The sequence below is a fragment of the Streptomyces sp. NPDC004435 genome (assembly GCF_042873895.1).
In the GTDB taxonomy this organism is placed as follows: Bacteria; Actinomycetota; Actinomycetes; order Streptomycetales; family Streptomycetaceae; genus Streptomyces.
This window is the reverse complement of record NZ_JBIAMB010000020.1, coordinates 91,910-115,893: the sequence shown is the minus strand read 5'-3', so window position 1 is coordinate 115,893 and position 23,984 is coordinate 91,910. Positions and strand designations below refer to the sequence as shown.

19 protein-coding genes and 1 pseudogene are annotated in these 23,984 nt (G+C 74.2%); 8 read left to right on the top strand and 12 right to left on the bottom strand.

Annotated features, from left to right (window positions below):
* The first annotated feature begins 110 nt into the window (after window positions 1-110).
* A complete protein-coding gene (locus ACFYT9_RS30565) occupies window positions 111-1,103 on the top strand; it encodes a DMT family transporter (RefSeq protein ID WP_387274997.1) in 993 nt (330 codons plus the stop codon).
* Here ACFYT9_RS30565 and ACFYT9_RS30560 read toward each other — a convergent pair.
* A complete protein-coding gene (locus ACFYT9_RS30560) occupies window positions 1,053-1,670 on the bottom strand; it encodes a TetR/AcrR family transcriptional regulator (protein ID WP_389169042.1) in 618 nt (205 codons plus the stop codon). The genes ACFYT9_RS30565 and ACFYT9_RS30560 overlap by 51 nt on opposite strands.
* Before the next feature lie 330 nt (window positions 1,671-2,000).
* Between ACFYT9_RS30560 and ACFYT9_RS30555 the strand changes: the two genes are divergently transcribed.
* Complete coding sequence (locus tag ACFYT9_RS30555; protein ID WP_389168996.1) at window positions 2,001-2,939, top strand: DMT family transporter; 939 nt, start codon at window positions 2,001-2,003, stop codon at window positions 2,937-2,939.
* 144 nt (window positions 2,940-3,083) lie between these two features.
* On the opposite strand, the gene ACFYT9_RS30550 is transcribed toward ACFYT9_RS30555, so the two are convergent.
* From ACFYT9_RS30550 to ACFYT9_RS30505, 10 genes are all read right to left on the bottom strand, one after another.
* Entirely contained in the window at window positions 3,084-4,163 is a 1,080-nt protein-coding gene (locus ACFYT9_RS30550) for a zinc-binding dehydrogenase (RefSeq protein ID WP_389168994.1), read from the bottom strand.
* Window positions 4,164-4,194: 31 nt separating this feature from the next.
* Window positions 4,195-5,586, bottom strand: a complete 1,392-nt coding sequence (locus tag ACFYT9_RS30545) for an aldehyde dehydrogenase family protein (RefSeq protein ID WP_389168993.1) — start codon at window positions 5,584-5,586, stop codon at window positions 4,195-4,197.
* A 294-nt stretch (window positions 5,587-5,880) separates the two neighbouring features.
* Complete coding sequence (locus ACFYT9_RS30540; protein WP_389168991.1) at window positions 5,881-6,714, bottom strand: class F sortase; 834 nt, start codon at window positions 6,712-6,714, stop codon at window positions 5,881-5,883.
* Window positions 6,701-7,552 carry a hypothetical protein gene (locus tag ACFYT9_RS30535; RefSeq protein WP_389168989.1) on the bottom strand — a complete coding sequence of 284 codons (852 nt, stop codon included), beginning with the start codon at window positions 7,550-7,552 and terminating at the stop codon, window positions 6,701-6,703. The genes ACFYT9_RS30540 and ACFYT9_RS30535 overlap by 14 nt, the downstream gene beginning before the upstream one ends.
* A 124-nt stretch (window positions 7,553-7,676) precedes the next feature.
* A complete protein-coding gene (locus tag ACFYT9_RS30530) occupies window positions 7,677-9,155 on the bottom strand; it encodes a CitMHS family transporter (protein ID WP_389168988.1) in 1,479 nt (492 codons plus the stop codon).
* A gap of 118 nt (window positions 9,156-9,273) precedes the next feature.
* Entirely contained in the window at window positions 9,274-11,493 is a 2,220-nt protein-coding gene (locus ACFYT9_RS30525; RefSeq protein ID WP_389168986.1) for a molybdopterin oxidoreductase family protein, read from the bottom strand.
* A 111-nt stretch (window positions 11,494-11,604) separates the two neighbouring features.
* Entirely contained in the window at window positions 11,605-12,252 is a 648-nt protein-coding gene (locus ACFYT9_RS30520) for a TetR family transcriptional regulator (RefSeq protein WP_389168984.1), read from the bottom strand.
* 19 nt (window positions 12,253-12,271) lie between these two features.
* Window positions 12,272-13,555, bottom strand: a complete 1,284-nt coding sequence (locus ACFYT9_RS30515) for a hypothetical protein (protein ID WP_389168982.1) — start codon at window positions 13,553-13,555, stop codon at window positions 12,272-12,274.
* Window positions 13,552-14,571 (bottom strand): hypothetical protein, encoded by a 1,020-nt coding sequence (locus ACFYT9_RS30510; protein WP_389168980.1) that lies wholly within the window; start codon window positions 14,569-14,571, stop codon window positions 13,552-13,554. Before ACFYT9_RS30510 ends, ACFYT9_RS30515 begins: the two co-directional genes overlap by 4 nt.
* The gene (locus tag ACFYT9_RS30505) at window positions 14,568-16,640 is read right to left on the bottom strand and encodes a right-handed parallel beta-helix repeat-containing protein (RefSeq protein ID WP_389168978.1); all 2,073 of its coding nucleotides are present in this window, start codon (window positions 16,638-16,640) and stop codon (window positions 14,568-14,570) included. Before ACFYT9_RS30505 ends, ACFYT9_RS30510 begins: the two co-directional genes overlap by 4 nt.
* A 175-nt stretch (window positions 16,641-16,815) precedes the next feature.
* Here ACFYT9_RS30505 and hmgA point away from each other — a divergent pair, with 175 nt between their 5' ends.
* From hmgA to ACFYT9_RS30485, 4 genes are all read left to right on the top strand, one after another.
* Window positions 16,816-18,129 carry a homogentisate 1,2-dioxygenase gene (gene hmgA / locus ACFYT9_RS30500; protein ID WP_389168976.1) on the top strand — a complete coding sequence of 438 codons (1,314 nt, stop codon included), beginning with the start codon at window positions 16,816-16,818 and terminating at the stop codon, window positions 18,127-18,129.
* Between the two features lie 45 nt (window positions 18,130-18,174).
* Complete coding sequence (locus ACFYT9_RS30495) at window positions 18,175-18,924, top strand: GntR family transcriptional regulator (protein WP_387278885.1); 750 nt, start codon at window positions 18,175-18,177, stop codon at window positions 18,922-18,924.
* A 202-nt stretch (window positions 18,925-19,126) separates the two neighbouring features.
* Window positions 19,127-20,065 (top strand): hypothetical protein, encoded by a 939-nt coding sequence (locus tag ACFYT9_RS30490; RefSeq protein WP_389168975.1) that lies wholly within the window; start codon window positions 19,127-19,129, stop codon window positions 20,063-20,065.
* A gap of 47 nt (window positions 20,066-20,112) precedes the next feature.
* On the top strand, window positions 20,113-21,312 hold the full coding sequence (locus tag ACFYT9_RS30485; RefSeq protein ID WP_389168974.1) for a type ISP restriction/modification enzyme: 1,200 nt from the start codon (window positions 20,113-20,115) through the stop codon (window positions 21,310-21,312).
* Window positions 21,313-21,463: 151 nt separating this feature from the next.
* Here ACFYT9_RS30485 and ACFYT9_RS30480 read toward each other — a convergent pair.
* A pseudogene (locus tag ACFYT9_RS30480) lies at window positions 21,464-22,177 on the bottom strand (TetR/AcrR family transcriptional regulator); the annotation flags it as partial.
* Window positions 22,178-22,238: 61 nt separating this feature from the next.
* On the opposite strand from ACFYT9_RS30480, the gene ACFYT9_RS30475 reads away from it, so the two are divergent.
* The gene (locus tag ACFYT9_RS30475) at window positions 22,239-23,177 is read left to right on the top strand and encodes an ATP-binding cassette domain-containing protein (RefSeq protein ID WP_389168973.1); all 939 of its coding nucleotides are present in this window, start codon (window positions 22,239-22,241) and stop codon (window positions 23,175-23,177) included.
* The gene (locus ACFYT9_RS30470) at window positions 23,174-23,950 is read left to right on the top strand and encodes an ABC transporter permease (RefSeq protein ID WP_389168972.1); all 777 of its coding nucleotides are present in this window, start codon (window positions 23,174-23,176) and stop codon (window positions 23,948-23,950) included. Before ACFYT9_RS30475 ends, ACFYT9_RS30470 begins: the two co-directional genes overlap by 4 nt.
* The last annotated feature ends 34 nt before the right edge of the window (window positions 23,951-23,984 follow it).

Genomic DNA, 23,984 nt, shown 5'->3' with positions numbered 1-23,984 from the left:
CGCGGGGCGAGAGACCGGGGGCGGGGGCGAGCCCGAGGTACGGGGCCGGCCCGGGGCTCGGGGGCGATATTGCGGTGTGGGCCGAAGGGTGCGCGTCCTACCTTCGGGGCATGCCGAAATCCGACGCCTCAGCTCCCGCCTCCCCCGGATCTTCCTCCACCCCCACCCCCGCCTCCGCGCGGCTCGCGCTCGTCGCCGCCGGGGTCACCGTCGTCCTGTGGGCGTCCGCCTTCGTCTCCATCCGCAGCGCGGGGGCCGCGTACTCCCCCGGCGCGCTCGCGCTCGGGCGGCTGCTCGCCGGGGCGCTGGTCCTCGGGGTCGTCCTCCTGGTCCGGCGGGAGGGGCTGCCGCCCCGGGCCGCCTGGCCGGGGATCCTCGTCTCCGGGCTGCTCTGGTTCGGGGTGTACATGGTGGCGCTGAACTGGGGCGAGCAGGAGGTGGACGCCGGGACGGCCGCGATGCTCGTCAACGTCGGCCCGATCCTGATCGCCCTGCTCGGCGCCCGCTTCCTGGGCGAGACGCTGCCGCCGCGACTGCTGGCCGGCATGGCGGTCTCCTTCGCCGGCGCGGTCGCCGTGGGCCTGTCGATGTCCGGCGAGGACGGGCACGCCTCGGTGCTGGGCGTCGCGCTCTGCCTGCTGGCTGCCGTGGCGTACGCGGGCGGGGTCGTCGCCCAGAAGCCGGCACTGGCCCGCGCGAGCGCGCTCCAGGTGACGACCTTCGGCTGCGCCATCGGCGCGGTCGCCTGCCTGCCGTTCGCGGGACAGCTCGTGACCGAGGCGGCGCGGGCACCGCTGTCGGCGACCGCGAACATGGTCTACCTCGGCGTGTTCCCGACCGCGCTCGCCTTCACGACCTGGGCGTACGCGCTGGCGCGGACGACCGCGGGGCGGATGGGCGCTACCACGTACGCCGTGCCCGCCCTGGTGGTCCTGATGGCCTGGGCCCTGCTGGGCGAGCTGCCCGGGGCGCTGACCCTGGTGGGCGGCGCGCTGTGCCTGGCAGGGGTCGCGGTCTCCCGGTCCCGCCCGCGCGCGTCCGCGTCGCCGGAGTCAGGAGCGGGCGGTGGCCGGAAGGAGGCCGCGGGCGAACGCCGCCAGTGACGCACCGATCCGCTCCACGGGGAGCCCGAGTTCGTGTCGCTGGAAGGCGAACAGTTCGGGCGCGAGCGGGGCGAGCACGGTGTCGACGAGGGCGTCGGGGTCCTCGGCGCCGTGGGCGACGAGCAGGGTCCGGACGTGGACGCGCCAGAAGCCGTACGCACCGGTCCTGAAGCGTTCGGGGCCGGTCTCCGCGCCGAGGGCCAGCGGCAGGTGTCTCTCCAGGAGGTCGAGCATCGCGAGGTAGAACGCGGCGAGACGCTCCCCCGCGGGCGCTCCGGGGCCCAACGGCGGAGGGCCTTGGACGAGTTGCCCCTGGAGCAGGCGCTCGTGGGTGTCGAGCAGGGCCACCGCGACCGAGGCCGGATCGGGGAAGCTGCGGTAGAGCGTGGCGCGGCCGACACCGGCGGCCTTGGCGATGCGGTCCATGGTGATCGTCCGGGGATCGCCCTCGGCGAAGAGCCGCTCGGCGGCGGCGAGGATCTGGGCGCGGTTCCGCTCGGCGTCGGCCCGGCGGCGCGGACCGGAGGCCGGGCGCGCACCCGGGGCATGGAGGGCGCTGCCGATCAGGAGTTCGCCCGGCGCGACCAGGTCGCCCGTGGGCAGGGAGTCCCCCGCTGCCCCGAGCGCCTCGATCAGTTCGCGCTCGGCGCGGGAGGGGCGGTCGGCGCGGGAGGGGCGGTCCGCCGAGGGGTAGGCCGTCTCGTTCACCGGCCGCACCGGGTCGGGATCCGCACCGCGCCGCTTGTGGTCGCTCATGGTCCGACCCTACTTCCCTTTCACCCAAACGGACACCTTGTCCACTTGAGCATGCACGTGGCACTCTAAATGGACACGACGTCCGCTTGTGAGCATTCGTCGTTGCTCCGTCCTGTTCAGGAGTCCCCGAGGAGTTCCCCGATGCACACCGCACTGCTCGCCGTCGCCCTGCTCGTCGGCTGCCTCCTGGCCGTCCAGGCGTCGGCGAACCTCCAGCTCAACGCCGCCGTCGGCACTCCGTACGGCGCCTCGACCCTCCAACTCGGCCTCGCCACCGCCCTGCTGACGGCCCTGGCGCTCGCCGCCGGCACGCTGGGAGCGCTGGGCGCGCTTCCGGACGTGCCGCCCTGGCTACTGCTCGGGGGGCTGGCCAGTCCGCTCTACATCACGAGCGGCATCCTGCTCTTCCCCCGGCTCGGCGCCCTGGCGAGCGTCGGACTCTTCGTCACCGGCCAGATGTTCGCCTCGCTCGCCCTCGACCTCTTCGGGCTGTTCGGACTGGAGCGGCAGGGACTCGGCCCCGGCATCGCCCTCGGTGCCGCCGCCGTGCTCGCCGGCATCGTCGTGATCATCCGGGGCGGGGGCGGGACGGCGCAGGCCGGCTCCCCCGGCCTCCCCCTCGCCGCCCGTGCGGGCTGGATCGCCCTCGGGATCGTCGCGGGCGGGGTCCTGCCGGTACAGGGGGCGGTCAACGCCCAGCTGCGGGAACGGCTCCACGCGCCGCTCACCGTGGCGGTCATCAGCTTCGCCGTCGCGACCTTCACGATCGCCGTCGTCCTGCTGGTGCTCCGGGCCGCCCGGCGGACCCCGGCCCCGCGCGTCGCCCCGCTGCGGAAGATGCCCTGGTGGGGGTGGATCGGCGGGGCCTGCGCCGCCGCCTACGTGACGGGCACCTTCCTTCTCATACCCGCCATCGGCGCGGCCGTGACGATCGCGCTCACGGTGACCGGCCAGCAGCTGACCTCGGCCCTCATCGACCACAGGGGACTCTTCCGGCTGCCCAGACGTCCGCTCACCCGGCCGCGCGCGCTCGGACTCGCACTGCTGCTCGCCGGCTCCCTCGCCATTCAGCTCGCCTGAGCCCTGAACCGCCCCACCACCGGTCCGGTCACCATCGCCGTTCCCTCCCGGCGGCCTCCCCTGGAGGTCCGTCCCGCCGCCGGGCGGGCCGGACCGGGACCTGGCCGGGCGGCGGTACGGAAGACGTCCTTGCCGTCGGGAGGGTCAGAACACCACCAGGGCGCGGCCGCCCTTGCCCGCGAGCATGGCGTCGAAGGCGCCGGGGATGCCGTCCAGGGTGATCCGCTCGGTGACGAGCGAGCCGAGGTCGAAGCTGCCGTCCCGGATGTGACCGGCGATGACGGGCAGGTCGGCGGCCGGGTCCGAGTTGCCGTACACGCAGCCGGCGAGGGTGCGGCCCCAGTGGAAGATCTCCAGCGCGTGGAAGGAGACCTGCTGGTCCTTGCCGCCGATGCCGACGACGGTGGTGCGGCCGCCACGCCGGGTGGACTCCCAGGCGGTCCGGATGGTGACGGCGCGGCCGACGCACTCCACGGCCACGTCGACGCCGTGCCCACCGGACAGCTTCCGGATCTCGCGGGCGGTGTTCTCCGAGGCCACGACGTACTCGGTGGCTCCGGCGGCCCGCGCCAGCCCCTCCTTCTCCGGGGAGACGTCCACGGCGACGATCGTGGACGCCCCGGCGATCCGCGCGGCCTGGAGGGTGGCGAGTCCGACGCCGCCGACACCGAAGACGGCGACGGTCTCGCCCTCACGGACCCGGGCGGAGTGGTGCACCGCGCCCCAGCCGGTGAGGACGGCGCAGCCGAGCAGCGCGGCGTCGGTGAGCGGTACGCCCTCCGGCACGGGCAGCAGGCAGCTTTCGGAGACGACCGTCTCCTCGGCGAAGGCGGCCACGTTGAGGCCCGGATGGAGCTCGCGCCCGTCGACGGCGCGGGCGTGTACGTTCGCCGCACCGTTGAGGGCGTTGACGCAGAGCCACACCTCGCCGAGCGAGCAGGGGTGGCAGGCGCCGCAGGACGGCGCCCAGTTGAGGACGACGCCGTCGCCGGGGGTGACCCGGGTCACCCCCTCGCCGACGGAGACGACGGTGCCGGCGCCCTCGTGGCCGAGGACGGCCGGGACGGGGACGCGCATGGTGCCGTTGGAGAGCGAGAGGTCGGAGTGGCAGACCCCGGCGGCGGCGAGCCGGACCCGGACCTGACCGGGGCCGGGCTCGGGCAGTTCGATGTCGGTGATCTCCAGGGGGGCACCGACGGCGGGCAGGACGGCGGCACGGATCACGGGTGTCTCCTGACTGCGGGCGGGGCGGGGCTCAGAACTGGAGCGACTTGGTCTGGAGGTACTCGGTGAGGCCGTGCGCGCCGAGTTCGCGGCCGACGCCGGACCGCTTCCAGCCGCCGAAGGGGGCGAGCGGGTTGAACCGGCCGCCGTTGATGTCGACCTGCCCGGTCTCCATCCGGCGGGCGAAGGCGACCGCCTCGCTCTCCTCGCCCCAGACCGCGCCGCCGAGACCGTATTCGGTGCCGTTGGCGAGGGCGAGGGCCTCCGCCTCGTCCTCGTACCGGAGGATCGAGAGGACCGGGCCGAAGATCTCCTCCCGCGCGATGGTCATGTCGGGGGTGACGTCGGCGAAGACCGTCGGGGAGACGTAGTAGCCGGTCTCCAGCGGGGCCTCGGGGCCGCCGGCGACGAGCCGGGCGCCCTCCTCGACGCCCCGTTCGATGTAGTCGCGGACCCGGTCGCGCTGGCGGGCGCTGACCAGCGGGCCGAGGCGCTCGCCGGGGACGTACTTGGCGGCGGCCTCGGCGGCGAGGGCGACGGCCTCCTCGTACCGCCCGGCGGGGACCAGCATCCGGGTCCAGGCGCTGCACGTCTGGCCGGAGTTGGCCATGACGTTGCCGACGCCGGCGGCGACGGCCTTGGCGAGGTCGGCGCTGGGCAGGATGACATTGGCGGACTTGCCGCCGAGTTCGAGGGCGACCCGCTTGATCGAGCCTCCGGCGAGGGCGCCGATGCGGCTGCCGACGGCGGTGGAGCCGGTGAAGGAGACCAGGTCGACGCCGGGGTGCTCGGCGAGGGCCTGGCCGGCGACCGTGCCGACGCCGGTGACCAGGTTGAAGACACCGGCCGGGATGCCCGCCTCGTGGACGGCCTCGGCGAAGAGCTGGGCGGAGAGCGGAGTGTTCTCGGCGGGCTTGAGGACGGTGGTGCAGCCGGCGGCGAGGGCCGGGGCGACCTTGGCGACGATCTGGTGGAGCGGGTAGTTCCAGGGCGTGATGGCGGCGACGACGCCGACCGGCTCCGCGTAGACGGTGGAGTTGCCGACCCTCTCCACGAAGGGGTGGGTGGCGGCGAGTTCGGCGTACGTGCCGGCCACCGTGACCGGCAGTCCGGCGTGCACGGCCGCGGCGATCTTCGGCGGGGCCCCGAGCTCGGCGGTGACGGTGGCGGCGATCTCCTCTGCGCGGGCGGCGAGCGCGTCACGCAGGGCGTTGATCCGAGCGGCCCGCTCGGCGGGGGGCGTGGCGGCCCAGCCGGGCAGCGCGGCGCGGGCGGCCCGTACGGCCGCGTCGACGTCCTCGGCGGTGCCGGCCGGCACCCGGGCGATGACCTGCTCGGTGGCGGGATCCACCACGGGGATCGTCTCGGAGGAGGCCGCGGGTCGCCACTCCCCACCGATGTACATCGCGTCGTGGGCCTTCATCAGCGCTTCCCCATTCCCGGTCCGCTCGACCGCTCGACCGCTCGCCTGCGGCGGGGCCGATCCGAGCGACCCCGCCCGCCCAAACTAGCGCTGTTAGTTTTAGGGCGCCAGGGTCTGCCGGAGTGGGGCCGATCTCATCGGCGGTGCCGTCGCGGCCCGACTCGGCCACTGCCGCCGGGCGATATCCGCCGCGCGGAGGACCGCCAGGGGGCGCGGAGCGGCCCCGCGCCGGGGCCGTACGGCCCCTTGGGGGCGACGGTACCCGACGCGGGGCCGGTGCCCGGTCCCGCTGGTTCAGATCGTCTTGTCGACACCGGTGAGGTGCGCGAACACGACGATGTTGGCGTCGTAGCCGGCGCCCCGGTCGTAGGCTCCGCCACAGGTCAGCAGGCGCAGCTCGGGACGGCCGGTGGAGCCGTACACCTCCTTGTCGGGGAAGGCGGACTTCGGGTACGTGCGCACCTTGTCCACGGTGAAGACGGCGACCCGTCCGTCGGCGCGGGCGACCCGGACGGTGTTTCCGGGGCCGAGCGAGTCGAGGTCGAGGAAGACGGCCGGCCCGGTGAGCGTGTCCCGGTGCCCGACCACCACGGCCGTCCCGCGCTCACCGGGCGCGGGGCCGCCCTCGTACCAGCCGACCTTCTGTGGGTCGTCGACGGGCGGCACACCGAGGCGACCTTCCCGGTCGAGCCCGATGTCCAGAACGGGCGCCTCGGTGGTGATCGCGGGCACGGCGACGAGGGTGGGGCGGGAGCGGGCGAGCGGGGCGTGCGACGACGGCGGCGCGGGGGTTGCCGCAGGCCGTGGCTTGGCGCGCGCGCCGGCGCCCGCGCGGCTCCCGGCGGTGTCGCCACGGCTCCCGGCCGCGCCGGCGGGGGGCCGGACCGCGTCCTTGCCATCGGCGGCGCGGGGGCCGCCCGCGGGCGCGGCGGTGGGGGCGGGCGTCCCGGCCGGAGCCGCCGCGTCGGACTTGGCATCGGCTCCGGCGACGGTCTGCCGGTCGGCGGGGTCTCCGTCGACACCCCACCAAACGCCCCCGGTCACCAGGACCGCGGCGACGGCCACGGTCCTGGTGAGCCGGGCGAGCCGCCGCTGCCGACGCGTGAGGCGGGCGTTACGCCGCGCCATCGTTGCGGCGGCGCGAACGGCGGATCAGCACCAGGCCGACAGTGCCCGCGAGGCCGGCGGCGACGGCCGCTCCGACACCGAAGGTGGAGCCGTCCTCGGCCGCCGCGAGCTCGGCGCTGCCTCCGCCGCCGGCGCCGACCGGGCCCTGCGGGGGCCGCTGGCCGTTGCCCCCGTTGCCGTTCCAGCCGCTGCCATTGCCCCCGTTGCCGCTCTCGCCGCCGCCGTTCCAGCTGTTGCTGTTCTGGCTGTTGCTGTTCTGAGTGGTCTGGCTGTTCTGAGCGTTCTGACTGTTCTGGCCGTTGCTCTCGCCGCCGCCGTTCCAGCCATTGCCGCTCTGACTGTTGCTGTTCTGACCGTTGGTGTTCTGACCGTCGACGTTCTGGCCGTTGGTGTTCTGGCCGTTGGTTCCGTTGCCGTTGGCCCCGTTGCCGCCGGGGCAGTCGACCTGGAAGACCTTGAACTTGCCCGTCGCCTGGGCCCCTTCGAAGGTCCAGGTGAGCCGGTACGTGCCGTCCGGCAGGGCGAGTCGGCCGGTGCGGCCGGCGCCGGTGGCGAGCCTGAGGGTCCCGTCCAAGGTACGGGCGCTCGCACTGGCTGGCTGGGGGGCGATCTCCCATCGCACCCTCTGGACGCTTTCGAAGTTGGAGGCGGCGAGATAGAAGTCGCACACCTTGGGCTCGTTGCGCTGGTCTTCGAGGGGCGTGCCGACGCTGTGGATCTTCACGTCACCGTTGTCGCCGGGGGCGGCGTACGCGGCGGGTGCCCCGCCGGCGAGGGCGAGGCCGGCGAGGGCGAGACCGGAGGCTGCGGCGAGGGGGCGGGCGGTGCGGGCGAGCATGCGGATTCCTCCACGAGGATGTCGTCAGGTACTTGACCGATAATCCGACTATCCGTCACATCTCGAACACGCACCGTAGCGACATGCGTATGGCGCGCCCACGTCCCCCGTCCGGCTCAGGAGGTCAGACGATCCCGAAGAGGACCGCAGCCGCGAGGACGACCAGCGAGGTCAGGGCCGCCCACTTCACCGTGAAGCGGGTGTGGTCGCCGAACTCCACCTTCGCCATGCCGACCAGCACGTACACGGCCGGAACCAGCGGGCTCGACATGTGCAGGGCCTGTCCGACGAGCGAGGCGCGGGCGATCTCCACCGGCGAGACGCCATGGGCGGCGCCGGCCTCGGCGAGGACGGGGAGGACCCCGAAGTAGAAACCGTCGTTCGACATGAAGTAGGTGAGCGGCAGGCTCAGCACACCGGTCACGAGCGCCATGTGCGGGCCCATCCCGTCCGGGATGGCGCCGACCAGCCAGTCCGCCATGTGCTTGACCATGCCGGTGCCGGTGAGGACGCCGGTGAAGACCGCGGCGGCGAAGACCATGCCGGAGACGTTGAGGACGTTCTCCGCGTGGGCGGCCAGGCGCTCCTTCTGGTCGGCGGGGCGGGGGTAGTTCACGGTGAGGGCGAGGGCGGCGCCGATGAGGAAGAGGACCGGGATCGGCAGGACTTCGAGGATCATCGCGGTGAGCAGCGCGACGGTGAGGGCGGCGTTGAACCAGTACAGCCGGGGGCGGAGGGTGGCGCGGTTCGGGTCGAGACCCTGGAAGCCGGAGACTGCGGAGTCCTCGCCCGGCGAACCGGCGGGGGTGCCGCCCGTGGCCGGGGCGTCGCCGGAGGCGCCGCGCATCCGGTCGGCCCGGCCCGTGACCTCGGCCCCGCCCGCTCCCTTGCCCTTGCCCGCGGCCTCGCCCGCAGCTCCACCGGCGCCGACGAGGACGGTGTCCGTGTCGGTGTCGGTATCGGTGGCGAGGGCCTCGTCGAGGGTGAGGTAGCCGATCCGCTTCCGCTCGCGGCGGCCGAGGACGTACGCGAGGGCGATCACGAAGAGCAGGCCGACCGCGAGAGCCGGGATCATCGGGACGAAGATGTCGCCGGCGTCGAGCTTGAGCGCGGTCGCGGCACGGGCGGTCGGCCCGCCCCAGGGCAGGGTGTTCATGACGCCGTTGGCCGTGGCTGCCACGCCGGTGAGGACGACCAGGCTCATCCCGAGCCGCTTGTAGAGCGGGTACATCGCCGAGACGGTGATCATGAAGGTGGTGGAGCCGTCACCGTCGAGGGAGACGATCGCGGCGAGCACCGCGGTGCCGACGACCACCCGGACCGGGTCGGCCTTGCAGAAGCGCAGGATGGCCCGGACGATCGGGTCGAAGAGTCCGACATCGATCATGACGCCGAAGTAGACGATCGCGAACATCAGCATCGCCGCGGTGGGGGCCAGTTTGCCCACGCCGTCGATGACGTAGTCGCCGAGCTGCGCTCCCTGCCCCACGGCGACGCAGAAGAGCGCGGGGACCAGGACGAGCGCCGCGATCGGCGACATCTTCTTCATCATGATCAGGACCAGGAAGGTCGCGATCATGGCGAAGCCGAGGACGGTCAGCATGGAGGCACCTCACGTTCACCGTTGAACAGCCGCCGAGCGGCGGTCCGGATGACCGTAGGTGCCCCCTTCCGGCCTCAACAAGAGGTCCACGCGTGAGCAATACGAGCAAAACCCCAGGTCACAGAAGTGACACCGGTTCCAGCGGGGTCACCTCCACCGGGAAGCCGTTGAGGACGGCGGTCCCGGAGAGCGGGTCGAGCAGGGAGCCGTCGAGGAGCTGGTTGACGTTGACGCCGGGGTGGGCGGCGGCCACGGTGAGCCGGGTGCCGGGGCGGTCGTGGCCCCAGCCGTGCGGGAGGCTGACGACACCGGGCCGCACTGTGTCGGTGACCTCGACCTCCGCCGTGAGCTCGCCGCCCTCGCCCTTGATCCGGGCGGGGGTGCCGTCGGCCAGCCCGAGCCGGCCGGCGTCCTCCGGGTGCACCTGGAGGGTGCAGCGGTTCGAACCCCCGGTGAGGGCGGGGGTGTTGTGCAGCCAGCTGTTGTTGGAGCGGAGGTGGCGGCGGCCCACCAGCTGGAGGGTTCCGGGCTCCGGTACGGCGGTGAGGGCGGCCCGCAGCCGGGGCAGGTCGGCGGCGATCGGCTCCGGAAGCAGTTCGATCCGGCCGCCGCGGGTCCGCAGCACCTCGTCCAGGCGGGGCTTGAGCGGGCCGAGGTCGATGCCGTGCGGGTGGGCCTTGAGCTCGTCGAGGGTGAGACCGTACGGCCCGAGCCGCAGCATCAGGTCGAGCCGCCGCTCGGCCCCGTTGCTCCCGGTGAGTCCGGCGGCGAACTCCTTGGGGTCGGCACCGTACGCGGGCGAGTACGGCTGGGTGACCGCCTTGGCGACGAGGGTGTCGACAGCGAGGTCGTCCACGGCGGAGGGCGGCGCTCCGTGCATGCCGGACGCTGCGAGGACCAGCCGGGCGTGGATCTCGCACTCGTCCATGGCACCGGCCTCCAAGGGGAGGGCGGCCGGCGTGAATCGGGCCTGGTCGCGGACGGCGAGCCCGTTGAAGGCGAAGTCGAAGTGGGCGCTCCGGGAGGGCGGCGGCGGGGGCAGCAGGACGTGGGCATGGCGGGTGGTCTCGTTGAGGTACGGGTCGACGCAGACCAGCAGGTCGAGGCCGTCGAGGGCGGTGTCGAGCCGGAGCCCGTCGGGGGCGGAGAGGACGGGGTTGGCGGCGATGGTGATCAGCGCCCGGATGCGGCCCTCACCCGGGGTGTCGATCTCCTCGGCGAGGGCGGCGAGCGGGAACTCCCCCTTGACCTCGGGGTGTCCGGAGACGCGGCTGTGGCGGCGGCCGAGGATGAAGCCGCGGCCGGGCCCGGCGGGCCGGGGCGCGGGTGCGGTGGCGGAACGGGGGAAGAGGACGCCGCCGGGCCGGTCGAGGTTGCCGGTGAGGACGTTGAGGACGTCGACGAGCCAGTTGGCGAGGGTTCCGTGGGCCACGGTGGAGCTGCCCATCCGCCCGTAGACGGCGGCGGTGGGCGCGGCGGCGAGCTCCCGGGCGACGGCGCGGATCGTGCCGGGGTCGAGCTCGCAGACGGGGGCGACGGCCTCGGGGGTGAACTCCTGCACGGCGTCCCGGACCCGGTCGATGCCCTCGGTGCGGTCGGCGAGGGCGCCGGGGGCGGTGAGGTCCTCGGCGAAGAGGGTGTGGACCAGGGCCGCGAGGAGGAGGGCGTCGGTGCCGGGCCGGGGGGCGAGGTGGCGGTCGGCGAGGCGGGCGGTGCGGGTGCGTCGGGGGTCGACGACGGTGAGGGTGCCGCCGCGGCGGCGCAGCGCGGCGAGCCGGCCGGGGAAGTCGGGGGCGGTGCAGAGACTTCCGTTGGAATCCAGCGGGTTGGCCCCGATGACCAGGAGGTGGTCGGTGCGGTCGAGGTCGGGCACGGGGATCGCGAACGGGTCTCCGAAGAGGAGGCCGCTGGAGACGTGCTTGGGCATCTGGTCGAGCGTGGAGGCCGTGAAGAGGTTGCTCGTGCCCGTGGCGCGGAGGAGGAGGGGCGGGTAGAGCGCTCCGGCCATCGTGTGGACGTTGGGGTTGCCCAGGACGATGCCCAGGGCGTCGGGGCCGTAATCCTCGATCAGCGGGCGGATTCTCGCCGCGATCGTGTCGAACGCCTCCTCCCAGCTCGCCTCCCGCAGTCGGCCGTCCTCTCCCCGGACGAGCGGGGTGCGCAGGCGGTCCGGGTCGGCGTCGACCTGGGGGAAGGCGGCGCCCTTGGGGCAGACGAAGCCTCGGCTGAAGACGTCGTCGCGATCCCCGCGGGCGCCGGTGACGCGGCTGCCGTCGAGGGTCAGGACGAGTCCGCAGGTCGCTTCGCAGAGGGGGCAGATGCGCGGGGCCGTGGTCATGGCGTCTCCCGTGGACGGCGGCGTGCGGCAGGCGGCGGTGCGGCGGATCGACGCGAGCATACCGACCGGTAGGCACGTCGGGGAGGGGTTCGTCCGAGCCGCGTCCGGCGGTCATGCGGCGAGGGAGGGGGCGAGGTAGGCGTGGAGGAGCTGGCGGGTCTCGTCGATGAGGGCGGGGTCGCCGTCGGGGTCGGTCCGGAAGGCGAGGCGGACGAGGGTGTCGGCGGTCTCGACGCCGACGAGGACCTTGCGCCGCAGCGAATCGTCGGAGGTGCGGCCGAGGTGCGTGGCGAGCAGACCGCAGATCCGCTCGGCGACCAGGCCGTTGGGGTCCTCGGCGGCCCCTCCCCCGCCCTCCTCGGCGGCGGGGACGCCGAAGTCGACGAGGGCGAAGCCGGGCACGCTCCGCTTCATCGCGATGAACTCGTCGAGGACGCCGTCGATGGCGGAGTGCGCGTCGAGGACCGGGGTCCGCTCGAAGCGGGCGGAGATGCGGTCGGCGTACCGGTCGAGGTTGCGGTGGGCGAGGGCGGCGACCATGGCCCGCTTGTTGCCGAAGAAGCGGTAGACCGAGCCGATCGGGACGCCGGCGCGGACGGCGACGGCCCGGGTGCTCAGCTTTTCGTAGCCGGTCTCGTCGAGGAGCCCTGCGCAGGCGTCGAGGATGCGGGCGAGCCGCTCGGCGCTGCGCTGCTGGACGGGGGTGCGGCGGAGCGCGGGCGGCGGGCCGTGCGGGCGGGTCTGGGGCACGGGGTCCATGATGCCGTTCCGATCCTGTTCAGGCGATGAGCAGTCCGATGCCGCCGAGCGTGTACGCGATCATCAGCGCGAACAGCGGGAGTTGGCCGGCGACGGCTCGGGCGGGCGGGAAGAGACGGACGGACCGGTCGTGTGCGGCGACGACGCCGAGGACGTGACCGGTGACGATCGCGGAGACCTGGAGGACCGCGAGGCCCGCCGGGCCCAGCGGTGGAGCCGGCGAGGGGGCGTTGTCAGTGCCGGCTGCCATCATGACGGTACGTGGTCCTTCGACTGCGAGGAGTGAGAAGTAGTGGGCGACGAGATAGCCGAGGGCGATGGGCAGCAGTGAGTGGGCGAAGGAGGTGAGGGGCGTGGTGAGGGCGCGGTTCAGGAGGCGGAGGGTGCCGGCGCAGAGCCCGTAGCAGGCTCCGGCGAGGGCGACGGCGGCGAGGAGGCCGAGGGTGGCGGTGACGGTGGGGCCGAGGGAGGAGGTCTGGAGGGCGGTGATCCAGCGGGGGTTGTCGGAGAGGCCGTCGTAGGCGGTGGTGCCGAGGAGGACGCAGACGGTGGCGACGAGTCCGGGGGTCTCGGGGGTGGAGTCGAGGCCGTTGAAGGGGGAGCGGAGCACGAGCCGGCCGTCGGCGCGGCGGCCGAGCGGGGAGAGCCGGGCGAGGAGGGAGGAGTAGACCTCGAAAGGGTCGGCGTGGGCGAACCAGGCGGCGCCGTGGCGGGCGGCGCCGGAGAGCTGGACGGCGAGGTGGACGGCGAGGGCGGCGAGGAGGACGGAACGGGAGGTGTTGTCGGGGGCGACGAGTTCGAGCCAGGCGAAGAGGAGGAGGCCGGCGGCGGCGGGGCGGATGCCGACGGAGGCGGGGACCGGCCGGGGGTTCGCGGGCGGGCGGAGGGAGAGGAGGGCACGGAGCGGGTTGAGGAGGCGCCAGACGGGGCCGAGGAGGAGGGAGGCGGGGACGAGTCCGACCCAGAGGAGGACGTAGAGGGCGCCCGGCGTGGGGTTGCGGTCGGGGTCGTCGGGGCCGAGGAGGAGGTGGGCGAGGAAGAGCAGGGCGAGCGCGGCACCGAGGAGCCGGAGGGCGGTGCGGGTGGCCGGGGCGTCGGCGAGGCGCTGGAAGGAGGCGGGCAGGGGGCGCCCGGCGCGGTCGCCCCGGAAGCGGGAGGTGGACCAGAGCAGGGCGAGGCCGAGAAAGGAGACGAGGAGGGCGGTGAAGGCGCCGGCGTAGGCGTAGAAGGGGGAGAGGGGCAGGTCGTGCTGGGCGCCGACGCCGTGGGCGAGCGGGAGGAGCGGGTCCTGGACGGCGGTCATCGGACGACCAGCTGGGTGAGCACGAGTCCGGACCCGTGCGTCTCCACCTCGAACAGCCCGGTGCGGTCCGCGGTCAGGGCGAGGACGGCCGGGGCGCCGGGCGCGACGGTCGCCTCGCGGTCGTAGCCGTGGACGTGGACGGTGTCGGCGCGGTCCGAGGTGACGCGGAGGGTGAGCCGCTCCCCCTTCTTCACCTCGACGCGCGAGGGCGCCGGGGTGACCGTCGAGCCGGAGACCCGGATGTCGAGGGTGCGGCCGGTGGGAGCGGGGTCCGGGGCGGTGGGCGAGGCGTGGGGCGGAGTGGGCGTGGGCGAGGCGGTGGGCGTGAGGGACGCGGAGGAGGACGGGGCGGGGGTGAGGGCGAGGGTGGTCTGGACGGGCTTGCCGGCGACGGCCCAGACGGTGTGGTCGTCGGCGTGGAGGCGGACCGTGAGGGAGCGGGCGCCGGGCGGGAGGTGGAACCAGGGGCCGTAGGCACGGGCGGCCTCGCGCCCGTCGACGAGGAGGCGGGCGTGCCCCCGGCCGGTGAGGGCGCCGCCGCCGGTGGACTCGGGGGTGAAGCGGAACCTCTCCACGGTGAGGTGGACGTTCCAGCCGCCCTCGCTGTCCGGGCGCGCCTCGGCGCGGACGGAGGGCGCTTCGTCCGCGGGGAGTTCGCGGAGGCGGTGGCCGGACTCGTCGCGGTCCGCGAGCACGGTGCCGTGGGAGGCGGTGGACTGCTCGTGGCTGGTGCCGGGTTTGTGATGGGTGGTGGCCCGGCCTCCGCACCCGGCGGCCAGGAGCAGGACGCCGGCGACGACGGCCGCCGCGAGCGGGGCCGAACGGCGCCGGACGGAGGGCGCGGAGGCACCACGGGTGCGGGCGGAGGGCGCGGAGAGGGCGGCGGCGCTCGGGGTGGAGGCGGCGGGCGGGGCGGAGGCGCCACCGGTGGGGGCGGAGGGTGTGGCGGGAGCTCCGCCGGTGAGGAGGGCGGTGGGGGTGGAGGCGTCACCGGCGGGGGTGGCGGAGGTGGTCATGCGGGTATCCCCTCGGGGTGGTCCTCGGCCGGGCGTTCGGGGTCGGGGGTGGGAGCGGGTGACGGGGCGGGGCGGGCGCCGGCGGCGACGACGGCCCAGAGGACCCAGACGGCACCGAGGAGGAGGCGGAGCCAGGCGGGGCTGACGGAGATGCCGGGGATCATCAGGACGGCCTTGTCGAAGGCGTCGAGGAGGGTGAGGAGACCGAGGGCGACCGTCGTCCAGGCGAAGACGGGGCGGGTGGGGCGCAGGAGGAGGCCGGTGACCGTCCACCAGGCGCCGGTGAGGAGGAGGGCGAGGGCGGGGACATAGGTGGAGGCGAGGGTGAGGGTGGCGCCGGCGACGTCGAGGGCGAGTCCGGCCAGGCCGGTGGCGAGGGCGACGGCGGCGAGGCGGTGGCCGCGCAGGCGGCGCCACCAGAGGGCGGTGCCGACGAGGGCGAGCAGGAGGGAGGCGGCGAGGGCGATCTGGGTCTCGACGCGCTGGAGGCCGCGGGCTCCGTACCAGTCGCAGCCGGCCGGGAGGCGGCGGGCCTGGACGTTGTAGTCGGCGCAGACGAGGAGCTGGGCGAGCTTCACGGGCTCGCCGACCAGCCGGGCGGTGGCGCCGGAGACCTCGCCGCGGGCGGCGCCGCAGGCGGGGAGGGTGCGGGGGCTGGAGGCGCCGGTGTCGTCCTGCCAGCAGTTCGCGCGGCCCTGGCCGTCCCACCAGACGTCGGTGCGGTTGGGGCGGGAGTTGCCGGCCTTGTCGGTGCCGAGGCGGTTGTTCGCGTAGCGGTTGTGATGGGAGGTGTCGGTCTGCTTGGACCAGGCGGACTCGCCGCGGATGAAGGCGGGGACGGCGTTGAGGTAGAAGCCGGTGCGGTCGTGGCCGTAGATCCAGTTGTCCTCGTAGAGGTTCCAGTTGCCGCCCGCGGTGATGATGCCGCTGCCGGGCGGCATGGAGATCTGTGGGCAGACGACGCCGTTCTCGTAGCCGCGTTCGGCAGGGGGACGGGCGCAGGTGCCGTCGGCGACGTGGCGGTAGTAGTCCTGGTTGTTGTCGTGGATCAGGTTCCGCTCGAACTTCGCGTGGTTCTGCGGGAGTCCGGGGTGGCCGGGGAAGGCGGAGTCCATGGAGGCGCCGCCCATGTTGTGGTCGAACTCGTTGTCGTGGACCCAGACGGAGTCCCCGGCGGTGCCCGAGTAGCCGACCATGTTGTGGTGGCTGCGGCAGCCGGTGATCTCGATGGAGTAGCGGGGGACGTCGTAGCCGCGCCCGTCGTTGATGTTCGAGGCCGAGCCGGGGTAGATGCCGGAGTCGCCGTTGCCGTAGGACTCGCAGTTCTTGTAGAGGCCGTGGTCGGAGGCGAAGGTGAGGAAGCCGTACTCGTCGTTCCAGCGGGTGAGGACGTCGTCGATGACGAAGCCGTCGGCGGCGAGGACGTACAGGGAGTTGAAGGTGGTGCGCTGGGCGGTGAAGTTGCGGAAGTAGACGCCGTCGGACTTGTCGGAGCGGATCGCGTTGAGCTTCGTGTACTTGGCGTCGATGACGACGTCGAGGCGGGAGGCGCCGGTGCCCTCGATCTGGAGGTCCTTCTTGCCGAGGATGGCGACGAGGTTCTGGTTGTGCGGGCAGCGCGCCTGCTGCTCGTACGAAAGGATCTGGTAGCCGAAGGAGGACTTCGGGGCGTCCAGGGCGGCGCAGGCGCCGGTGGGCGCGGGCAGCGAGGGCTCCTCCTCGTACAGGCCGGGCAGGATCGCGATGGTCATGCCGGGTCGGTCGACAGCGTCGACGGCCTGCTGGAGGTGGCGGAAGCCGGAGCGGCCGCAGCGGGCGAAGAGGTCGAGGTTGCGGGTCTTGAGGCCGGCGGGGAAGCCGGCGATGCGGCGGTCGAAGTCGGCCCGGTCCGTCTTGCAGACGAGGAGGTCGGGCTCGCCCCTGCGGAGCTGCGGCACGCTGCCGGAGCCGTCGGGGAAAGTGACGGGCCGCTCCTCGTGCGCCTGGGCGCCGGGGGCGGTGAGCAGGGCCGCGGCGAGCACCGCGAGCACGACCGAGAGCACGGAGACGAGCCTTCTGGTCCACGACATGGCCGCGAGAGTAGAGCATTGTTCATCTTTTTGACCCCGCCGTGCGCGAATCGGCCCCACCCTGCGCGAAGCGATCGCAGGCCCTTCACCTCCGCCCCGTTGACGGGAGCGGTCGCGGAATCCTACGGTCATCCATAGGATTCCTTTCAGGACAGGTTCAGGACAGGAGCGGGCGATGACGACCGAGCAGGCCAGGAAGACGGCCGAGGCCCTCACCTACAGCACCGGATTCGGCAACGAGCACGGCTCCGAGGCGCTCCCCGGCGCCCTGCCGGAAGGCCGAAACTCGCCGCAGCGCGCCCCGCTCGGGCTCTACGCCGAGCAGCTCAGCGGCAGTGCGTTCACCGAGCCGCGGGCGCACAACCGCCGCTCGTGGCTGTACCGGATCCGCCCGTCGGCGGCCCATCCGCCGTTCGTCCGGACCGACAACGGCGCGGTCCGGACCGCGCCCTTCACCGAGACCGTCGCCGACCCGAATCGGCTGCGCTGGAACCCGCTGCCCGACCCGGCACCGGGTACCGACTGGCTGGCCGGCCTGTGGACCCTCGGCGGCAACGGCGACGTGACCCAGCGCACCGGCATGGCCGTGCACCTCTACCACGCCAACGCCTCCATGGAACGGGTCTTCGGCGACTCCGACGGCGAGCTGCTGATCGTCCCCGAGCGCGGCGGCCTCCTCCTCCGCACCGAGCTGGGCCTGCTCGCCGCCCACCCGGGCGAGGTGGCGCTGATCCCGCGCGGGGTCCGCTTCCGTGTCGAGCTGCTGGACGAGACCGCGCGCGGGTACGTCTGCGAGAACTACGGCGCCCCGTTCCAGCTTCCCGACCTCGGCCCGATCGGCGCCAACGGCCTGGCGAACGCGCGGGACTTCCGCGCCCCCGTCGCGGCCTACGAGGATGTCGAGGGCCCCGTCGAGGTGGTCAACAAGTTCTGCGGCAACCTCTGGACGGCGACGTACGGCCACTCGCCGCTCGACGTCGTCGCCTGGCACGGCAACCACACCCCGTACGTCTACGACCTGCACCGCTTCAACGTCATCGGGACGATCTCCTACGACCACCCCGACCCGTCCATCTTCACCGTCCTCACCTCGCCCTCCGACACCCCCGGCCTGGCCGGCGTCGACTTCGTGGTCTTCGCCCCGCGCTGGCTGGTCGGCGAGGACACCTTCCGGCCGCCGTACTTCCACCGGAACGTGATGAGCGAGTACATGGGCCTGATCGAGGGCGCGTACGACGCCAAGGCCGAGGGCTTCGTGCCGGGTGGCGGCTCGCTGCACAACATGATGTCCGCGCACGGGCCCGACCGGGAGACCTTCGACAAGGCGAGCGCCGCCGAGCTGAAGCCGCAGAGGATCGACGACGGCCTGGCCTTCATGTTCGAGACCCGCTGGCCGGTGACGGCGACCGGGCAGGCGGCCGGGGCCGACCACCTCCAGCACGGTTACGACGACGTATGGCAGGGTCTGGAGCGTCATTTCCGGCCGTAGAGTCCTGGCTCAACCGCCCCACCCCGTCGTCGTACGGAGAACGCCGTGACCGCCTTCGCCCCCGACTCGCTGGTCCTGAACCGCAAGCTCCCGCTGTGGTACCAGGTCTCGCAGTCCCTGCGCGCCTCCATACTGGGCCGCACCCCTGACGCCTCGCTGCGGCTGCCCACCGAGGAGCAGCTCGCCGCGCACTACGGCGTCAGCGTGCTGACCATGCGACAGGCGCTGAAGGAACTGGAGGAGGAGGGGCTGATCAGCCGGCACCGGCGGCGCGGCACCTTCATCGAGCCGGGCGCCCGGCGCTCCACCCCGCGCCGGCTGCTCGGCTCGATCGACGCGATCGTGGCCCAGCAGTCCGGCGAGCGGACCACCGTCCTCGGCCACGGCCCGGAGCCGGTGCCCGGCGATCTCGCCGAGTACTTCCCGGACGTGGCCGAGGTCGCGACCTACCGCCGGCTGCGCTCCGACGGGGAGAGCGACGAGCCGACCAACTGGGCGGAGAACGCGGTCCGGCCGGAGTTCGCCACCGCGATCGACCCGGCGGACCTGGAGCGCTGGCCGATGACGAAGGTGCTCCGGGACGTCGTCGGGGTACGGATCAGCCGGATCACCGACACCGTCGAGGCCCGCCTCGCCGACCCGGAGACCGCCGACCTCCTCAAGGTCCCGCTGCTCTCGCCGATCCTCCACTACACCGGCGTCACCTACGGCGAGGACGGGCAGGTCGTCGACGTCGCCCGCATCCGCTACCGCGGCGACCGCTTCTCCTTCACGGTGACGGTCGAGGCGCACTGACCCCGAGCGGGGGACCGGGTCCACCGCGCAGAGACTGCCGGGCACACGTCTGCCGCGCGGAGACTGCCGGGCTCCGGCAGGCGAGGTACCCGCGCGCTGCCCGGCTTCCCCGTTCCCCCGCGCGCCCGTGTCGGAGAGACTCGCCCGGGGGGATCACATGAGACACAAGCCGTTCTTCCGATGGGTAGTGACGCTCGGTTTCGTGCTGTTCGCGTGCGGGGTGGGCATCTCCATCCTCCGGCCGGAACCGGAGCTCGTCGCGACGCGCCAGATCGACCTCACGGTGGTCGAGGAGAAGCCCGACGGCACTTGCCGGGTCCAGTGGAGCGACCCGTACGCGCAGAGGGTCCGGGAGGAGCCCCACCGCTGCGACCCCACCCGGAGCGACCGCCTCAAGGCCCCGAACTACAGCGGCAGCCACGGCTACGGGTGGGAGTCCGGGTTCATGTACACGGAGGGTCCGGACCAGGGGGACCTGGAGGATCTCGACGCGGGGGTGAAGTTCGAGAACGACGGCGACCCCGGCGGGACCGTCCTGGCGCTGGGGATCCTGGCCATCGCGGTAGGGCTGGTGGGCGGGAACCTCCGGGCCCTTCCCCGCACCCTCGGCGTGGAGGCACGGCTTGTGCGCCGTGCCGCCGCACTGGCCGAGGCGGCGGGGTGGACCGCCCGGGACCACGCGCGGGCGATGGAGGCGGCACGGGGTGCCGGACGGCAGGCGGAGTTCGGCGCGGTGCCCGACCCCGAACTGGTCCGTGCCCTGTGGGTGCTGCGGGAGGCCGGGCCGGAGAGCCGGCGGACGGCCCAGGCGGCGCAGGAGCTCTCGGACCGGCTGGCGGTGCTGCTGGAGGAGGCCGCCCCCGCGGCCGGGCTGCGGAACAGGCTCCGGTCCGGGCCCGCCGCCCGCGCCGCGGCCGAGACCGCCGTCGCCGAACTGCGCCGGCTGCTCGCCGAAGCCGAACGGGACGGCCTCCAGGAGCGGTTCGCGCAGACCTCCGTCGACCTGCTCCGGGGCCAGGACCCCGAACGGGCCGCCCTCGCTTCCGAGGCGGACTTCGACCGGGACCCCGAGGTGTACCGCCGCCTTTTCGAGGAGCTGACACCGCGCGAACCGGCGGCTCTCCCCGAGCCCCGCCGCTGACCGGTGCCCATCGGCGCGCTGGCCCCGTACGGACGGCGCTCGTTAGCATGCGGGGCGTGACGGACGCCGACGACATCCCCCTCCTGGACGAGCTGATGCCGTGGTCGGTGGCGCCGCTGCGGTTCGGGCGGGCGTGGGTGGTGGCGCCCGACGCGCGGACGCTGCGGCGGCGTTGGGACCGGCTGGTCGCCGCGGAGGGCGGTGAGCGCGAGGCGCTGTTCCGGCCGAGCCGGGCGCGCACCACGGGTACGGCGGTGGCGGCGCTGCCGGGGCAGCGGACCGGGACCGGCCGGTTCGCCCGCGAGAGCGGGCCCTGCCCCGAGCCGGTGCGGGTGCTGGCCGGACCCTTCGACGAACAGTGGCTCCTCCCCGACCACCGGCTGATCGACACCGCCCGCCCCGAGCTGTGGCGGGTGGCGGGCGATCCGCAGCTCTTCGCGGTGGAGCAGGGGCAGGTCCCGGGGGCGGCGGGGCCGGCGCTGCTCGTGAGCGGGGCCCTGCCGGAAGGGCGGTCCCCGGCGGGCCGGCCGGGCCGGATCCGGCCGCTGTTCCGGCGCCCGGGCGGCGCCGAGCCGAACCTGGCGCCGGGGCTGCCCGGCTTCCTGCGCGAGCGGTACGGGGACGCCGACCCGGTGCGGTGGCTCGCCTGGACCGTCGCGGCGGCGGTCCCCTCCCCCGCCGGCTGCCGGGTGCCGCTGCCCGCCGACCCGGCCGTGTGGGCGGCGGGCGTGGCGCTGGGGCGGGAGCTGCTGGACGTCCAGCTGCGGGGCGCGCTGACGGGGACGCGGCCGCGGCTGCCGGGCGGGCGCCGTCCCTATGTGCGGGCGGCGCTCCCGCCGCGCCCGGAGTCGCTGGCGTACGACTCCGAGGGTGAGGTCCTGAGCGTCGGCGAGGGCCGGATCTCGCCGGTTCCCGAGGCGGCCTGGGAGTACCGGGTGGGCGGGGTGCGGGTCCTGGAGCAGTGGTTCGCCCGCCGTACCGCGCCCGCCGAACCGGGCACCCTGGAGGCGATCGGTCCCTCCGCCTGGCCGCAGGAGTGGACCTCCCAACTCCTCGACCTGGTCACGGTGCTGGCGCTGCTCGGCGCGCGCGAGGCGGAGCGCGCGCCGTTCACGGCGGGCGGCGGGCCCGGCCGTTCGGCGCTGCGCGCGGCCGGGGTGCTGCCGGTGCCGGACCGGGCGCGTCGGCCCGCCTCGGTGCTCGACCATCAGGAGGAGGGCCCGGAGGGCCAGTTCATGCTGGTGTGACGGCCCCACCGGCCCCGCCAGCCACGTCGGCCGCTCCGGCCCCACCGGCCCCGTCGGTCCCGTCGACCTCTCCAGCCCCGTCGGCCCCTCCGGCCCCTTCGCCCCCTCCCGCCGGGGCCGCCGGGGCCGCCGGTGCCGCCGGTCCCGCCGGTCCCGCCGCCGCGAAGGAGTCCAGCAGCCGCGCGATGGTCATCGTGAAGATCTCGTCCGCGTCGGCGGGGGCGGCGGACTCGGCGAGCAGCGCGGCGAGGCGCGGGTAGCGTCCGGTGGCCACCTGACCGCTGAGGTAGGCGCCGCGCACGGCCTGTTCCTCCTCCTCGGACCAGGGCAGGCCCCGGGCGCGTTCGGCGATGGCCTGTTCGTTGCGGACGGTGGCCATCACCGTGCCGTTGACCATGGCGATGAGCTGCATCTTCAGCCCGCCGGGCACGTCGAGGGGCTCCAGGCAGCCGAGGCACCACTCCAGGTAGCGCAGGGCGTGCGGGCTGAAGCCGTAGGCGGTCGTCATCACCCGGGAGAGCCACGGGTGGCGGTGCATGATCGCGCGGGTCTGGCGGGCCAGGCCGGTCATGTCGGACCGCCAGTCGCCGCTGGGCCGCTCCGGGAAGGCGTACTCGGCGCTGACCGCGTCGACCATCAGCTCGTACAGGTCCTCCTTGCGGGGGACGTAGTTGTACAGCGACATGGTGCCGCAGCCGAGGTCGGCGGCGACGCGGCGCATGGAGAGCGCGTCGATGCCGTCGGCGTCGGCGATGCGGACGGCGGCGGCGACCACGTCCTGCCTGCTGAACGCGGGCTTGGGGCCGCGGCCCGCACGCTCGGGGCGCGCCCAGATCACTTCGGGTTCGGCCGCTCGGCCCGCCATCTCATCACCTCGCCCCCCATCGTAGTTACGTACACCGTACGTAGTGAGGTACGGTGCCGCCATGACTACTACGTACGCTGTACTTAGTGAGGGTCTGGAGAAGCGGTACGGCGAGGTCCACGCGCTGCGCGGGCTCGACCTCGCCGTACCCGAGGGCACGGTCTGCGGCCTCCTCGGCCCCAACGGCGCCGGCAAGACCACCGCCGTCCGGATCCTCACCACGCTCCTCGCGCCCGACGCCGGGAGCGCCCGGATCGCCGGCCACGACCTGGTCCGCGATCCCGCCGGGGTGCGCGGGCGGATCGCTGTCACCGGCCAGTACGCCTCCGTCGACGGGGACCTCACCGGCGCCGAGAACCTGCGCCTCTTCGCCCGGCTCCTGCGCCTGCCGCGCTCCCGCGCCGACGAACTCCTGGAGGAGTACGGCCTCGACGGGGCCGGGAACCGGCTCGTCCGCACCTACTCCGGCGGCATGCGGCGCCGCCTCGACCTCGCGGCGAGCCTGCTGGCCCGACCCTCGGTCCTCTTCCTCGACGAGCCGACGACCGGCCTCGACCCGCGCAGCCGGGGCGCCGTCTGGGACGCCGTCCGGGCGCTCGCCGGCCAGGGCACCACCGTGCTGCTCACCACCCAGTACCTGGAGGAGGCGGACCGGCTCGCCGACGACATCGTCCTCGTCGAGGACGGCCGGGCGGCCCACCGCGGCACCCCCGCCGGGCTGAAGGCGCTGGTGGGCAGCCGGGCCGAGGTGGTCCTCGCCGGTCCGGGTCCGCTGGAACCCGCCGCCGCGGTGCTCGACCGGCTGACCGGCTCGACCCCGGTCCTGGACGCCGAGCGCCGCACGGTCGGCGCGGTCACCACCGACCCCACCCTCACCCTGCCCCGGCTGGTCCGCGAGATCGACGCCGCCGGGATCCACATCGTCGACGCCTCACTGCGTCCGCCCACCCTCGACGAGGTGTTCCTGCGCCTCACCGGACGGAAGGAGACCGTCGCGTGAACGCCCTCGCCCTCGAAGGCTCGGCCATGGTCGGCCGGCACCTCCGGCGGATCCGGCACGCCCCCGCCATCGCCGTCATGACCCAGACGATGCCGATCGTCTTCCTGCTCTTCTTCGGGTACGTCCTCGGCGGCGCCCTCGCCATGCCGGGCGCCGAGTACCGCTCCTTCCTCGTCCCCGGCCTGCTGGTCGCGACCGCCGCGGGCGGGCTGATGACCGGCATGTTCCAGGCGGCCCAGGACACCCACCGGGGCGTCACCGACCGGTTCCTGACCCTGCCCGTGGGGCGCGCCGCCGTCCCCCTCGGGCAGGCCGTCGCGGACCTCGTCGTCTGCGCGGTCGGCACGGTGCCGCTGGTCCTGGTCGGTTTCGCCATGGGGTGGCGGATCGAGGGCTCCGCGCCGGCGGCGCTCGGCGCCCTCGGGCTGCTGCTGCTCTTCCGTCTCGCCGCGACCTGGGTGGGCATCCTGCTCGGCCTGGCCTCCGAGAGCGAGGAGGCGGCCGGTCAGCTCGGCAGCGCCACGTTCATGCTGCCGCTGCTGTCCAACGCGTACATCCCGACCGACGGGATGCCCGGCTGGCTGCGCACGGTCGCCGAGTGGAACCCGATCTCCGCCGTCACCACCGCCGTGCGCGAGCTCCTCGGCAACGCCTCCGCGCCCGCCGGCGCCGCCTGGCCCGTCGCGCATCCGGTCGCCGGCTCCCTGCTGTGGTCCCTCGGCCTGATCGCGGTCTTCGCCCCGCTCGCCGTCCGGCGGTACGCGCGCCGCTGAGCCGGTGGTGTGAGCCTGCTCCTGATGACAGGGC